Origin of the sequence: Geobacillus sp. FJAT-46040 (assembly GCF_002335725.1) — a bacterium.
Taxonomy (GTDB): domain Bacteria; phylum Bacillota; class Bacilli; order Bacillales; family Anoxybacillaceae; genus Geobacillus; species Geobacillus thermoleovorans.
Genome location: NZ_NISS01000001.1, coordinates 3163157 through 3177280 on the forward strand (window position 1 = coordinate 3163157; position 14124 = coordinate 3177280).

A 14124-nucleotide genomic window follows, 5' to 3' on the forward strand; every position below is an offset into this window, starting at 1 on the left:
GTTTATAATTATTTTGACCATTTGGTCATAAGTGATATGGAGGCGAGGACAATGATCCATGTTCGACGGTTGGTAGAATGGCTGCAACAGCGCGGCGTACGGGTTGATGTCGTGAAACCGCGCGCGGTGTTGCCGTCGTACCGGCAATGGATGAGAGCGAATGGGAAAGGAATGAGTCGTTGCCATGGATGAACGGCGCGTTCGCTTTATTGAAACCGCGATGAAACTGTTTGCGGAAAAAGGGTATCATGCCACCTCGATTCAAGATTTGGTCGAGGCGTGGGGCATTTCCAAAGGGGCGTTTTACCATCATTTCGCCTCGAAGGAGGAATTATTGCTTGAAGTGCTTCGCTATTACAGCGAAAAAATGGTCGCAGATTTCACGGCATCCGGCGGGGATGGCCCGGAAAAGGAGCGGTTTGTCCGCCAGTTGGCGGCCCATTTTTCTCGCATTCGCGAGTACAAAGACTTTTTGCGCATGATCATGTCGGAACAATTGCCGAAAGTCAATCCGGAAGTGGAGCGGTATATGTTCCGCCAGCATGGGCGCCTTTTTTTATGGTATTGCACGCGCCTAACGGAGGTCTATGGCGAGGCGGTTGGTCCGTATGTGTATGATGTGGCCATGATGACGAACGGCATCATCCGGCAATATTTGTTTTACTTCTTTTTTCGCGAGGAGGCGTTTGATGCGGACGAGGCGGCTCGTTTTCTCATGCGCCGCCTTGATGCCATTGTCGCTAGCTTCACGGCTGAGGAGCGTCCGCTTTTGACGGAAGAGTCGTTTGCGCCATGGGTGAAGATGGAGGAGCAGGAGCGCGAGCGTCAGCGGGAGCGGCTGGCTTCCGCGTTCGCCGCCGTCCGGGAGGCTGTCAACGATCTCGATCCAAAGCAGGCAAGCGATGTGCTCGAAGCCATAGCAGCGCTGGAGGAAGAGCTGCTTGGACGGCACGCGCCGCCCCGCGCCTATATCGTCGAAGCGCTGCTGTTGTATTTGCGTCATCAACAAACGTCTCAACTGGCACCGGCTTTGGATGCATTGGTCAAAGAAATGGATGAATACCAACGACAAAACGGATGGGAGAGAGAAGTATGGAAAAAGCGATAGCAGTGCCGACGAGCACCATTCGTCATCGCTCGCTGCTGATCACCGGGCTCATTATTGCGATGCTCTTTGCGGCATTAGACGGGACGATCGTCGGCACGGCGATGCCGCGCATCGTCGGGGAGCTTCACGGATTGGGGATTATGACGTGGCTGACGACAGCGTATATGTTGACGTCGACGACGGTCGTGCCGATCGCCGGGAAGCTTGCCGACTTATTGGGCCGTCGGATTGTCTATGTGAGCGGGTTGGTCATTTTTATGGCTGGTTCAGCGCTTTGCGGCATGGCGAACGATATGACCGAGCTCATCCTTTACCGCGGCATTCAAGGACTGGGCGGCGGGATTATGATGCCGATGGCGATGATTGTCATCGGTGACGTGTTCACCGGCAAGGAGCGGGCGAAATGGCAAGGGGTGTTCGGCGGTTTGTACGGTCTCGCTTCAGTGCTGGGCCCGCAAATCGGCGGCTTTATCGTCGACCATTTGAACTGGCGCTGGGTGTTTTACATCAACTTGCCGGTCGGCATTCTCGCCACGGTGCTGATTGCGATGGGGTTAAGCAAATATAAAGCCGAAGGGCCGGTGAAATTTGACATCGCCGGGATGGCGACGTTGACGGCAGGTGTCGTCAGCTTGTTGTTGGGGTTGACGTTTGGCGGCGACCGATATCCATGGGGGTCGTGGCAAATCGTTTCGTTGTTTGCGGCCGCGGTTGTCTTTTTCGCTTTGTTTGTTTGGGCGGAAAAACGGGCGGAGGAGCCGATCATTCCGCTTTGGCTCTTCCGCAACCGGACGTTTACGCTGCTCAATGGCATCGGCTTTTTTATGAGCGTCGGTATGTTCGGAGCCATCATGTTCGTCCCGTTTTTTATGCAAGGGGTGGTTGGGGTAAGTGCCACAGAGTCAGGAACGATTATGACACCGATGATGATTACGATGATTATCGGCAGTGTCGTTGGCGGCCGACTCGTTTACCGAATTGGTGTGAAAACACAGCTGATCGTCGGCATGGCCATTATGTTGTCAGCGTTTGGCTTGCTTGGCACGATGGATGTCGATACGTCAAAATGGACGGCAACGCTGTATATGATCGTGCTTGGACTCGGTACAGGGCTCGTGATGCCGATTTTAACGCTTGCTTTGCAAGAAAGCTTTCCGAAATCGGAGCTTGGCGTGGTGACGTCTTCAAGCCAATTTTTCCGCTCGATCGGTGGGACGTTTGGCATGACAGTGCTTGGCGCCATCATGAACCACCGGTCGAGCGTCTTGCTTGACGAACGGCTCATGCCGAAGCTCGAAGTGCTGCCGGCGCAGGCGAAGGGGGCTGTCGACCGCTTTGCGGACATGATCCATGACGATCCGCAAGGGCTGTATTCCGTCTTGCTCAGCCCGGAAGCGATGGCGAAAATTCCAGCGCCGCTTCGGGACATGTTCGTGCCGGTGCTGAAGCAGTCGCTTGTCGATTCCCTGCAGGCGGTCTTTTGGTTCGGGCTCGCGTTTATCGCGGTCGGCTTGCTTTTCGTGTTCGGCTTGAAGAGGATCGTCTTGTCCGATCGGGCGGAGGCGATGAAGCCGTTGAAGCAGGCAGAGGAGAAGGCCTAGCGGCATGCGAATGAAGAAAAGAAAACGGCGGACCGCGCCTCATTCGCTCAGGCGGCGGGCCGCCTTTCTTTTTGGCGGCGACGAACAAAACTCCCCCGGAGCGATGAGGCATCCGGGGGTGAGGTGCCAATGGAAGCCGGCGGCTCGCTCCGTGCGGCCCATTTCGCCAGGCGGTTTCGCATCGACGTGATGCCCGGCGCATGGCGGTTTCACGGTGACGATTCGCGATGGCTGGTTACGTTGCGCCCGCATCCGCGCTTTGGCCGAAGACGCGCGAGCGGGTGAGAAAGCGGACGCCTTCCGGGCCTTCGAGCGAAAACATGCCGCCGCGCCCGGGGACGACGTCAATGATGAGCTGCGTATGCTTCCAATATTCGTATTGCGCCTTAGAGATGTAAAACGGGCAGCCGCCGATTTCGCCAAGCAAAACATCGGAATCGCCGACGATCAACTCACCGAGCGGGTAGCACATCGGCGAGCTGCCGTCGCAGCAGCCGCCGGATTGGTGGAACATGAGCGGACCGTATTTCGCCTTTAATTTTTCAATCAATTCTAACGCTGCTTCGGTGGCGATGACTTTCGGTTCATCAGGCATCGGATGCACCTCCTTTCGCATCATGGCCAAAGACAGGCCCCTAGAGCAGCTTTGCTGGATTCGTCGAATGGAACGGTTGTTGCGTCGTTTTCCATTCCATCATCAAAAGGCGTTTGCGTGGTTTTGGCGGTGACGGATGCAACAGTGGGCAAAAGGCAACGCGTCGGCGCTGCCTTTTGCTGTGGAAGAGCAGGTGGACCAATGTCAGAACAAGCCAAGTTTTTTCGGCGAATAGCTGACGAGCAAGTTTTTCGTTTGTTGATAATGGTCGAGCATCATTTTGTGCGTTTCGCGGCCGATGCCGGACATTTTGTAGCCGCCGAACGCCGCGTGGGCCGGATAAATGTGATAGCAGTTCGTCCAGACGCGGCCAGCCTGGATGCCGCGGCCGAACCGGTACGCGGTGTTGATGTCGCGCGTCCAGACGCCGGCGCCAAGGCCGTACAGCGTCTCATTGGCGATCGAAAGCGCTTCGTCATGATCTTTAAACGTCGTGACCGCGAGCACTGGGCCGAAAATTTCTTCTTGGAAAATGCGCATTTTGTTATGCCCTTTGAAAACGGTCGGCTTGACGTAATAGCCGCCGGACAGTTCTCCTTCGAGCATGTTCCGCTCGCCGCCGATCAAAAGTTCGGCGCCTTCCTGTTTGCCGATGTCGATGTATGACAAAATTTTCTCGAGCTGTTCGGAGGAGGCTTGGGCGCCGATCATCGTTTCCGTATCGAGCGGATTGCCTTGCTTGATTTGCTTGACGCGTTCAAGCGCCCGTTCCATAAAGGCGTCGTAAATCGACTCATGGATGAGGGCGCGCGACGGGCATGTGCACACTTCGCCTTGGTTTAAGGCGAACATCGTAAAGCCTTCAAGCGCTTTATCAAGAAAGTCATCGTCTTTGTCCATCACATCAGCGAAGAAAATGTTCGGAGACTTGCCGCCAAGCTCAAGCGTGACCGGCACGATGTTTTGCGAGGCGTACTGCATGATGAGCCGTCCGGTCGTCGTTTCACCGGTGAACGCCACTTTCGCCACGCGTGGATTCGAGGCGAGCGGCTTGCCAGCTTCTAAGCCAAAGCCGTTCACAACGTTGACGACGCCAGGCGGAAGCAAATCTTCGATGAGTTCGATGAGAACGAGGATCGACGTCGGCGTTTGCTCCGCCGGTTTCAACACGACGCAGTTGCCGGCCGCGAGCGCTGGCGCGAGCTTCCAGGCCGCCATTAAAATCGGGAAGTTCCACGGGATGATTTGTCCGACAACGCCGAGCGGTTCTTTGAAATGATAGGCGACCGTGTCATGATCGATTTCCGAAATGGTGCCTTCTTGCGCGCGGATGCAGCTGGCGAAATAGCGGAAATGGTCGATGGCAAGCGGAATGTCAGCCGCGAGCGTCTCACGGATCGGCTTGCCGTTTTCCCATGTTTCGGCGACGGCCAGCATTTCCAAGTTTTCTTCCATCCGATCGGCGATTTTGTTCAGCAAACGGGCGCGCTCTGCCGGAGACGTGCGTCCCCATGCGTCTTTGGCCGCATGGGCGGCGTCAAGCGCCAGTTCGATGTCCGCCGCTTTCGAGCGCGGCACTTCGCAATACGGCTGTCCGGTGATTGGCGTGATATTTTCGAAATACTCGCCGTCGACCGGCGGCACCCATTTGCCGCCAATGAAGTTTTCGTAGCGCTTTTTAAATGTGACAAGCGCGCCTGGCTGGCCTGGTTGTGCGTAGATCATCCCCGATTCCTCCTTCAATGGATTCTGTATCCGCTTACAATGGAAGGAATATTTAAAAAATTCCTCCCAATGATTAGGTTAGCATGGCTGAGTAATATTGTCAAATGGAAAAGCCTCAACGACCTTCACCTGAAAACGAGCCGCCCTGCCGCCGGAGCAGGGAGGGGCATCAGTCGACTTCCAGCCCCTCAATCCAGCGGCTCGCGTAGACGCTGCAAAGATGATGGAACACTTCGATCGCCTCGTTCGGGTCGGCGGCGAAAAAGACGCTCGCTGCCGTTTCGTTTTCTTCGCGGACGAACTCAAGCAAAAAGTCGGTGGCGATCCGGTTGAACAAAAGAAGGGCGCTGTAGGAGCGCTCAAGCTGGCGTTTCCGCTCGAGCGGGTCATCGATGGACAAAAACGGACGCTCATAGCGGGCCGTCATCTCTGACAGCCGGCGCTGGATCTTGCGCTGGGCGTCCGTGAGCATCGCCTCGATCGTCTGTGGCGATAGAAAGGTTTGCTCGCGCAGCATATAGCCCCAAATTTGCTTGAGCGCATGAGCCGATTCGCTCGCAAACGCGATGTTGCCGAGCAGATCGGCAACGTATTGCTCGTCGTCATCGGTTTGAATGCGCAGCTTCATAATGATTTCGAGCACATCGGAATGAATTTTTTCTTTCCGCCATGATTTCGTCAGCTCATGAAGCAAGACGGAAAGCGAGCGTGCCAATTCTTCTTTCGTCATGATCAGCCAGTCCTTTCCCAGCAACATCGTTCCCTTTCTCATTGTATCATGACGGCTGTCTGTATAAAGCAGATCCGTTATTTTTCCGAATTGACCGAGGAAAACGGCGGTTTGGGCGAAGGCCGGGAGCCCACCGTTTCACAGACGATGCATAGGTCTGAAAGGGATGTCGCTTAGCTGTCCGCTGCTGGTTATCGAGGTGCCAGTTGCTCAATGAAAAGAGTTGACGTATGATGGAGTCAAAAACGATAGAAACGATTGGACCGGGCGGCATATGTCTGAAGAGAGGAAAGAAGGCAGCGTCAAAAGTTCTATGAAAACTCCACACGAGCCATCCCGTTGGGCATCGTAGGGCATTCTCAGAGCCAGATTTGCCCTTGACCAATACCCGCCAAAGGAAAGAAAGGGAGGGGAGAGAAGATGAAACCGGTTCGTTTGCGCGGCCATCATTTGCTTTGTGTGCACGGGTTTCGCGGCATGGGCTACAGCCCGTCGTTCGTGGAAAAAATGTGGGAGATCGTGGCCCGCATTCGCGATGAACACGACGATTTCCCGATTGAAGTCGTCGCGGCGCTCGATGAGGCGTGCCTCGCCTGCCCACATCATGGGGAGACAACGTGTGAAGCCGGCCCGAATTCCGATGCCCACGTCCGTTCGCTTGACGGAAACGTCATTCGCCATTTAGGCTTGGAGCCGGGCAATGTGTATTGGAAGTCCGAACTGATCCGGCGGACGGCGGAACGGGTCAAGCCGGATGATTTGGACGAGTTATGCCGCAACTGCTCGTGGCTGCCGTATGGCGTCTGCAAAGAAGGCATTGCGAACGTCCGCCGCGGCAATGTGGCGCAAACGTAAGGCAGAGCGGCCGTTTTCGGAAAAAATCGAGGAGGAACGATGGAAAAACGGCGCTGCGCTGAACCATCATCCGTTTGTCAAGGCGGGGGGGCTGTTGCAGCACCGTCTTTCCATTGACGAAGCACGGCGCCATCTGTTTTGAAGAGAGTCATGGCCGGCGATGGCGGCAGTTTTGGACGTTGGCGGAAATTTCTAAAAAATGAATAGTTCCATGGGCGGAAAAATGTGATATGATAAACAATTATAGAGACTTTCGACAGAAAGGGTCATGAACGATGAAAGTAGCCAAATTCGGTGGAAGTTCGGTGGCGAGCGCTGCACAATTCCGTAAAGTGGCCGACATCGTCAGCTCGGATATCGAGCGCCGCATCGTCGTCGTGTCGGCGCCGGGGAAACGGTACAAGGACGATGTGAAAGTGACCGATATGCTCATCCAGCTGGCCGAACAAGTTGTGGCTGGCGAGCCGCATGAGGAAACAATGGAAGCGATCGTGAAGCGGTATGCTGACATCGCCAATGAGCTGGGGCTGGAAGCCGACGGCTTTTTGGCCGAGCTTGTCGATGACTTGCAGTCGAAAATCAGCGCCTATCGAAGCGAGCCGCCTCGGTTGTTTGACGCCATTAAAGCGAGCGGCGAAGACCATAACGCAAGGCTCATGGCGCTCTATCTGCAAGATTGCGGGCTTGAGGCGAGCTACGTCAGCCCGCTTGAAGCCGGCATCATCGTCACCGATGAGCCGGGCAACGCCCAAGTGCTGCCGGAGTCGTACGACAAACTGAAGCAGCTGCGCGAACGGCGCGGCGTTTTGGTCATCCCAGGATTTTTCGGCTATTCCCGATCGGGCCATATCGTCACGTTCCCGCGCGGCGGGTCGGATATTACGGGCTCGATCGTCGCCGCGGGCGTCAAAGCGGACGTGTACGAAAACTTTACCGACGTCGATTCGATTTATTGCGTCAATCCGTCCATCGTTGCCGATGCCCGCAAGTTGAAAGAAATCACGTACCGCGAGATGCGTGAGCTGTCGTATTCCGGATTTTCCGTCTTTCATGACGAGGCGCTTGAGCCGGTCTATCGCGCCGGCATCCCCGTTTGCGTAAAAAACACAAACAACCCGGCCGCTCCAGGCACGTGGATCGTCGCCAAGCGCAACCACATCGACGAACCAGTCGCCGGCATTGCGAGCGACACGGGCTTTTGCAGCATCAACATCAGCAAATACTTAATGAACCGTGAGATTGGCTTTGGCCGGCGCGTGCTGCAAATTTTAGAAGACGAAGGCATCTCCTACGAACATACGCCGTCCGGCATCGACAACATGTCGGTCATCTTGCGGGCGGATCAGCTCGCGGACGGAAAAGAGGAGCGCATCCTCGCCCGCATCCGCGAGGAGCTTGCCGTCGATGAGGTGACGATTGAGTACGGCTTGGCGCTCATTATGGTCGTCGGCGAAGGAATGGAAAAAACGATCGGGATGGCGGCGAAAGCCACGACTGCGCTCGCTGACGCCAACATCAACTTGGAGATGATCAACCAAGGTTCGTCCGAAGTGAGCATGATGTTCGGCGTCAAAGAAGACGTCGTCAACGAGGCGGTTCGCGCCTTGTACAACGCCTACTTCCAACAGGCAACCGTAAACCACCTTTCCTAACGCGAAACAGGCGTCCGAAACTCGGGCGCCTATTCTTATGTACCGAGAAGCCCCCGCTTTCACGCGATCAGCCGAAGGGGGGAATGAATCAGCGTCTTCCATCATGGATGTCCCCCAACGCCGCTCAAAATATCTTGAAAGAAGGACTTCGTTGGAACAGCCAAGTCACAGGGACAGACGGGGATGGTCTGGCTGGCAGTCTGCCTTATGGCAGGTGTCCCCGAGAATCTCCCATCTCTAAGCGTTTGCGTAGGTGGGAGAACGTTCAAGCGCTCTAAGCCGAGCTTTCTTCTTTTTTTCGCTGGTTGGCGTACATAAGAGCGGCATGTTCGGAAAATACTACCAATGTACGTCAAAGAAAGCGGAAGGGAGGAAAAACGAATGCGGCAATGGCTAGGAATGGCGGTGCTTGTCGCCGTTTTCGCTTCGTTTCCGGCTGGGGCGGCGGCCATCAGCCGAAGCGAGCTTGAGCAGTACGCTGAGAGCGTCGGCTGGACAGTGAGCGACCTGTTGGCTTATTTGGATCAATACGGCTTGACAGCCGCCGATTTTCGCACCATGGATGAGATGAAACAATGGCTCGGCACACCCATCACTGACGAGCGGCTTCATGCCGTTCTGCGCCGGCACGGGCTGACGGTCGAGGAGCTCGAGGCGCTGCTTGGCCAGTTTGGCGAAACGGTGCAAGACTACACATTTGTCGAAGACTTAGACCGGGCCATCCGTTTTTACTCGCAGCACAACGCCGCCATGCAGCAAATCAACGACTTGCTTGGGGTGCTCGGGATGACGGAACAAGAAGTGCGCGCCCTCACCCGCCATATTGCCTTGCTTGACGACCCGCAGTTAGCCGGGCGGCTGGCGGCGCTTCGTGAACGGCTGCGTCCGTTTGCGGAGACGGAAGGGCCGTGGACGGAAACAGAGCGCCGCAAACTGCGGGCGATGTGGGAAGAGGGGCTTCGCTTGCTTAAACTTGAGGCGGACGAGCCGGACATAAAGGCGGCCGGAGCGGAGCCGATCCGCATTCGATTGTACAACCGCCAAGGCGAGGAGGTCGCCGATATCGCCATAACGCGGGAGATGTTGACATCGGGCTACATCGTCCGCGCGGGGGAGAAAGGCATTGACGCGGGGCTGCTCGCTGTAGAGATGAAAGGAAAGATGTATGGGGAAAAACTGCCGGAGACGGCGTCGCCGTATTTGACCTATACGTTGGCCGGACTGATGCTCGCTTCCGCCGGGTTCCTTCTTTACCGGCGGGTCAGGCGGCTGAAAGGGTGAAGGAACGTGAACGGCAAGCCCGCGCGGGTTTCGTGGGGGCGCCGGGCCGCCCAATGGGCGGCGCTGGCGGCGATCGTCATCGGAGCGGCGATGGCCGGTTGGAACGGCTATTGGTACACCGTCGGCTGGATGGCGGTCAAGCGGGATGCTCCTGCGCCTTCCTCACCGCCGGCCGCAAGCCTTCCAGCGGAACGTTCGGCGCAAAAAGACGCACCGCTTGGCGTCTACCTTGGTGAGCTCGCCATCCCAAAGCTCGGGGCGGCGATTCCCGTGTATGAAGGCGTCCGCGAACAAGAATTGCGCCGAGGTGTCGGCCATTATCCAGCGAGCGATTGGCCGGGGGGACGAGGGCATGTCGTGCTATCCGGGCACCGCGATACTGTGTTCCGCCGCTTTGGCGAGCTTGAGATCGGCGATGCGCTTATCATTCGGACGGATCGCGCCGCCATCCATTACCGCATCGTCAACATCCGCATCGTCGATGACGACGACCGGACCGTTTTGGTCGAGAAAGCGCGCCCAACGCTGACGGTGACAACGTGCTACCCGTTTCGCCTCATCGGCCGCGCTCCGAAGCGCTACATCGTCACCGCCCGCCCGGTTCGGGTTGATGCCCTGGCGTTTCCAAGAGGATGATCCACTTGCCTGCAGGAAGGCAAACAAAAAGGCTGGAAAGTGCGCTCTCCAGCCTTTTACCTTTTCCGTTCCTGCGGCGCCTTGGCATCGATTCGCTCATGCATTTGCTGGCGAAACTCTTGAAGCAGCGCCTCGCCTTGCAGCCCTTTCTTGACAAGGCCGGCCAGCACGACTTCCGCCAAATGGGTGCGCCGCGGGATCATCAGCCCTTCCATCAAGACGCTAATGTGGCCGTTCATTTTCGTGATCGAACGGACGGCAACAAGCATGTTGGCCGGGTCGTTGCTCGTGTGGGTGATCGTCACTTGCAGTTGAAACTCTGGACGCCGCTGCAAGTTCACAAACATTGGCTCATAGTCGTCATCCAAATACGCCTCCACGAGCCAGCGGTTTTGCCCGTCTTCTTTGTTGATGATCAACCCGTCAATAAACGGGATGTCTTGGCGGTGCATGTCGTCGTCGATGACCGAGAGCCCGACAAGCTTGAACGTTTTCATCTCGTCCACCTCGTTACCGTTGTCTTATCCAAGATTATAGCACAGGCGGACGAGGGAAGAAAAACGGGATGCCGCCCTTCCTGCTGAAAAACGATCTGCATATTTTCCGTCGGATGGCAAAAACGCCATTTTGCCCCGCCATTGTCGACGAAGATTTCGCCTTTTTCGCTGAATTGTATCCATAGAGTGCGCCAAAAAATGCAAAAATCGCGATTTTACGACCCAAAACGAGATTCGTTATCATAAAGGTGCGGTGGAGGAAAGGGGGGATGCGCCAATACATGATCAACCAAGTCGTGTTGGTCGGTCGGTTGACGAAAGATCCCGAGCTTCGCTACACGGCCGAAGGGGCTGCCGTCGCGACTGTCACGCTGGCGGTGGCGAGAAATTTCCGCAACGCGGAAGGGGGGATTGACGCCGATTTCGTTCCATGCGTTTTATGGCGGAAAACAGCGGAACATACCGCCAATTATTGCCGAAAAGGATCGATGGTGGCGGTGACGGGGAGAATCCAAACGCGCCGCTACGATAAAAAAGACGGTCAACGCGTCTATGTCACCGAAGTCGTCGCGGAGTCCGTCCAATTTCTCCACTCCGGAAAGAAACCAGAATGGCCGGAGCACGTATAGTCGTTTCCCCATACATGCCTTTCAAAGCGAATCCCCAAGAGAAAGAACGTGTCCCCAAACACTCCCCAACGGATGGCGCTAGCACGTCGTTGTTAGCGCTTTTTTTCAGCATGAGGGGAGCTACATGAGCTCGGAGCACTCTTTTACGATTGTCATGATCATCGTTTCGACATGTTTTCGCTTTTTATCCGGCAGCTTCGCGAGCGCGTACACCGCTTCGCTCATCTCTTGGTTATGAAGCAAGTAGTCCAACGCCGCGAGCACCGTTTCGTGCACGTCCGCCGTTCCGTATATGTCCGTCACTTCGCGCAACAGCTCGCGCTGGCGCGTTTCGCCGCCAAGCAAAAAATCGGCGCTGACGTCAAACAACTGGCAGAGCTTCTCAAGCGACTGCACATCCGGAAGCAAGCTGCCGTTTTCCCATTTGCTGATTTGCGAACGCGACACGTTCAGCTGCTCGGCCAGCTCTTCCTGTGTCCAGCGCCGTTGTTTTCGCAGTTGTTTGAGCGTCTCCCCCAAGTTTGTCATCGTTCGTCACCACGCTTTTCATCATTACTCTTTAAAGATAGAAAAGCATGGAGTCAATGGTTGTTCCTTTTTCGCTCATTTCTATCTTTGTTTCTAAATCAGAACGGATTTGTCCGTGATTTCGTCGTTCGGCATCTTTTTTGTCCAGGAAGGACATAGTACAATTAGTTAAAAATAGGAAATTACGAACCAAAAAGAGGGGGTCAAGGTGAATATCTATCTTGCCGATTTTGTCATTTGTGAACGAAACGGGGAGAAACACGCCCAAAAAATGTACCACATCTATATTAAGGAAATGAAAAATCCGTTTTCCGTGCGGCTGAAAACGATCGCCCCGGCCAGTTTCACCGATTCGCTGCGCTCGCTGAAAAACGAAGGTGGACGGATGCGTTTTGCATCGGAAGGCGAGGCGCTGTTCCGCACGATCACCTGCTCAAAGGAAGCCCAGCTCTATTTTGTATTTAAATGCACGAGCCAGCTTTACATGTTTATCGTCAAGCTCGATCTTCGCCAAAAAAAGTTTACCGTCGCCCTTTATGAGTGGAACGAACCGAGGCAAAAATACATCCCGATCCGCGCAGATGAATGGCTGGCGATGGAAAAACAGCTCATTTATGAAGTGCTGCAGTCGATTTACCTTGTCGACGATCGATGCGTGTCGTATTTGTTCACGTATCCGTCGCCTCCGAAGCGAAGCATGCCCCGTTCCGGCGCATAAACTTCTTCCTTCTTCCAATAAAAAAAATCGTTTCCTTTCATGGCTTTCGTCCGTTATACTGAAAATATAGAACATTACTATTTTTGGCTGCGGGATGTCAAGCCGGCCTGAGGAACTATCCCGCATGAGGCCTCGATGAAAGATGAAAAACGAAACAGACGGCGAAGGGAGAGGGCGCATCCGTGAAACCGAATCACGCCTTCTTTGCCGCTGCCATGGTTTCGTCCTTTTTTCTTGCCCCGGATGACAGCCAAGCGGCGGAATGGAAGAAAGGCATGAGTTCTCCTGAAATCAAACAGCTCCAGCAGCGCTTGAAAGAAAAAGGCTTTTTCACGTATCCGCAAGCGACCGGCTACTTTGGCGCCATTACCGAAGAAGCGGTCAAAGCGTTCCAACGGGCGATGAACTTGCCAGCCACCGGCATCGTCGATGACGCCACCTACGCGAAGCTCAAAAGCGCGCCTGCGTCAAACGACACGCTCGCCATCGGTTCCCGCGGCGCGGCCGTCAGTGATTTGCAACGCCGGCTGAAACAGCTCGGCTATTTTCGCTATCCGCAAATCACCGGCTACTATGGCGCGGTGACGGCCGATGCCGTGAAGCAGTTTCAACGGGCGAACGGACTTCCCGCCACCGGGCGGGCGGATCGGGCGACGCTTGAACGGCTGAAGCAAAAAGAAGAAGGTTCCTCGCCCTCACCGTCTGCGGCGCTGACCGTTGGGGCGCGCGGCGACGACGTCCGCAAGCTGCAGCAACAGCTCAAACAACTCGGCTACTTTACGTATTCGGACATCACCGGCTACTATGGGGTGCTGACCGCCGACGCCATCCGCCGCTTTCAACGCGACAACGGCCTGCCAGTGACCGGCGCGGTCGACAACCAAACCGCTGCCCGCCTCGCGAGCGCAGTAAAAGCGAAAACACCCCCGCCTGCACCGATCGAGCGCGAGCGCCTGGCGGTTCGCCTCTCAATCGGCGCGCTCGGCGAAGACGTCAAGCGCATTCAGACAAAGCTGAAAGAGCTCGGCTACTTCTACACGGCCATCACCGGCTACTACGGCACTGCCACCGCCGATGCCGTCCGCCGTTTCCAACAAGCGGCCAAACTCCCAGCGACCGGCATTGTTGACAGCGAAACATACGAGCGTCTGCTTGGACAAGCTCCCCCGACGAAGGTGGATGTCATCGAACTCGTCGCCGATGCGGCTGAGCTGCTCGGAACCCCATACGTTTGGGGCGGCGAGACACCGGAAGAGGGATTTGACTGCAGCGGCTTCATTTTCTACCTGTTCCAGCAACAAGGCGTCCCCATCCCGCGCACCGTCGCCTTGATGTGGAATGCAGGCGCATCGGTTTCCGCCCCGGAAGTCGGCGACATCGTCTTTTTCGCCACGACCACCAACGGCCCATCGCACGCCGGCATCTATATCGGCAACGGCCAGTTCATCCATAGCGGCGCTTCGACTGGAGTGACGATCAGCCGCCTCGACCAATCGTATTGGAAACAGCGGTACTTGGGGGCGAAGCGGTTATTTTAGCATGCTGGAACGACAACGATGACCAAAATGA

General features: G+C 55.8%; 16 protein-coding genes. 11 read left to right on the plus strand and 5 right to left on the minus strand.

The annotated features are described in order from the left end of the window. Positions 1-51: 51 nt before the first annotated feature. The 3 genes from CD000_RS18915 to CD000_RS16900 are packed head-to-tail and all read left to right on the plus strand — an operon-like array spanning position 52 to position 2709. Positions 52-192 carry a hypothetical protein gene (locus CD000_RS18915; protein ID WP_033008215.1) on the plus strand — a complete coding sequence of 47 codons (141 nt, stop codon included), beginning with the start codon at positions 52-54 and terminating at the stop codon, positions 190-192. Next, positions 185-1108, plus strand: a complete 924-nt coding sequence (locus CD000_RS16895) for a TetR/AcrR family transcriptional regulator (protein WP_096226115.1) — start codon at positions 185-187, stop codon at positions 1106-1108. Before CD000_RS18915 ends, CD000_RS16895 begins: the two co-directional genes overlap by 8 nt. After that, positions 1093-2709: an MDR family MFS transporter gene (locus tag CD000_RS16900; RefSeq protein WP_096226116.1), complete on the plus strand. Its 1617-nt coding sequence runs from the start codon at positions 1093-1095 to the stop codon at positions 2707-2709. The genes CD000_RS16895 and CD000_RS16900 overlap by 16 nt, the downstream gene beginning before the upstream one ends. 235 nt (positions 2710-2944) lie before the next feature. Here the strand turns inward: CD000_RS16900 and CD000_RS16910 are convergent, their stop codons facing one another. The 3 genes from CD000_RS16910 to CD000_RS16920 all read right to left on the minus strand — a co-directional run bounded on the left by CD000_RS16910 (position 2945) and on the right by CD000_RS16920 (position 5786). Beyond that, positions 2945-3304 carry a DUF779 domain-containing protein gene (locus tag CD000_RS16910; protein WP_011232669.1) on the minus strand — a complete coding sequence of 120 codons (360 nt, stop codon included), beginning with the start codon at positions 3302-3304 and terminating at the stop codon, positions 2945-2947. A gap of 204 nt (positions 3305-3508) precedes the next feature. Further along, positions 3509-5029 (minus strand): aldehyde dehydrogenase, encoded by a 1521-nt coding sequence (gene adh, locus CD000_RS16915; protein WP_096226117.1) that lies wholly within the window; start codon positions 5027-5029, stop codon positions 3509-3511. A gap of 169 nt (positions 5030-5198) precedes the next feature. Next, positions 5199-5786, minus strand: coding sequence for a hypothetical protein (locus tag CD000_RS16920; protein ID WP_096226118.1), 588 nt, complete (start codon positions 5784-5786; stop codon positions 5199-5201). A gap of 393 nt (positions 5787-6179) precedes the next feature. Here CD000_RS16920 and CD000_RS16925 point away from each other — a divergent pair, with 393 nt between their 5' ends. The 5 genes from CD000_RS16925 (at position 6180) to CD000_RS16940 (ending at position 10183) form a co-directional block, all read left to right on the plus strand. Further along, positions 6180-6614 (plus strand): DUF1284 domain-containing protein, encoded by a 435-nt coding sequence (locus tag CD000_RS16925; RefSeq protein ID WP_025039145.1) that lies wholly within the window; start codon positions 6180-6182, stop codon positions 6612-6614. Continuing rightward, on the plus strand, positions 6598-6756 hold the full coding sequence (locus CD000_RS18565) for a hypothetical protein (RefSeq protein WP_158225556.1): 159 nt from the start codon (positions 6598-6600) through the stop codon (positions 6754-6756). Before CD000_RS16925 ends, CD000_RS18565 begins: the two co-directional genes overlap by 17 nt. A gap of 133 nt (positions 6757-6889) precedes the next feature. Continuing rightward, positions 6890-8266, plus strand: a complete 1377-nt coding sequence (locus CD000_RS16930) for an aspartate kinase (RefSeq protein WP_096226119.1) — start codon at positions 6890-6892, stop codon at positions 8264-8266. A 381-nt stretch (positions 8267-8647) separates the two neighbouring features. Then, a complete protein-coding gene (locus CD000_RS16935; protein ID WP_096226120.1) occupies positions 8648-9547 on the plus strand; it encodes a processed acidic surface protein in 900 nt (299 codons plus the stop codon). 6 nt (positions 9548-9553) lie between these two features. After that, positions 9554-10183 carry a class D sortase gene (locus CD000_RS16940; protein ID WP_033008229.1) on the plus strand — a complete coding sequence of 210 codons (630 nt, stop codon included), beginning with the start codon at positions 9554-9556 and terminating at the stop codon, positions 10181-10183. Positions 10184-10239: 56 nt separating this feature from the next. Here the strand turns inward: CD000_RS16940 and CD000_RS16945 are convergent, their stop codons facing one another. Further along, the gene (locus tag CD000_RS16945) at positions 10240-10680 is read right to left on the minus strand and encodes a YwpF-like family protein (protein WP_021322699.1); all 441 of its coding nucleotides are present in this window, start codon (positions 10678-10680) and stop codon (positions 10240-10242) included. Positions 10681-10949: 269 nt separating this feature from the next. Here CD000_RS16945 and ssb point away from each other — a divergent pair, with 269 nt between their 5' ends. After that, entirely contained in the window at positions 10950-11309 is a 360-nt protein-coding gene (gene ssb / locus CD000_RS16950) for a single-stranded DNA-binding protein (protein ID WP_198962520.1), read from the plus strand. Between the two features lie 120 nt (positions 11310-11429). On the opposite strand, the gene CD000_RS16955 is transcribed toward ssb, so the two are convergent. Beyond that, positions 11430-11837: a helix-turn-helix domain-containing protein gene (locus CD000_RS16955; RefSeq protein WP_011232660.1), complete on the minus strand. Its 408-nt coding sequence runs from the start codon at positions 11835-11837 to the stop codon at positions 11430-11432. Between the two features lie 208 nt (positions 11838-12045). Between CD000_RS16955 and CD000_RS16960 the strand changes: the two genes are divergently transcribed. Both CD000_RS16960 and CD000_RS16965 read left to right on the plus strand, forming a co-directional pair. Beyond that, a complete protein-coding gene (locus CD000_RS16960; protein WP_011232659.1) occupies positions 12046-12555 on the plus strand; it encodes a hypothetical protein in 510 nt (169 codons plus the stop codon). A 182-nt stretch (positions 12556-12737) separates the two neighbouring features. Further along, the gene (locus CD000_RS16965; RefSeq protein WP_096226121.1) at positions 12738-14093 is read left to right on the plus strand and encodes a C40 family peptidase; all 1356 of its coding nucleotides are present in this window, start codon (positions 12738-12740) and stop codon (positions 14091-14093) included. Positions 14094-14124: the final 31 nt, after the last annotated feature.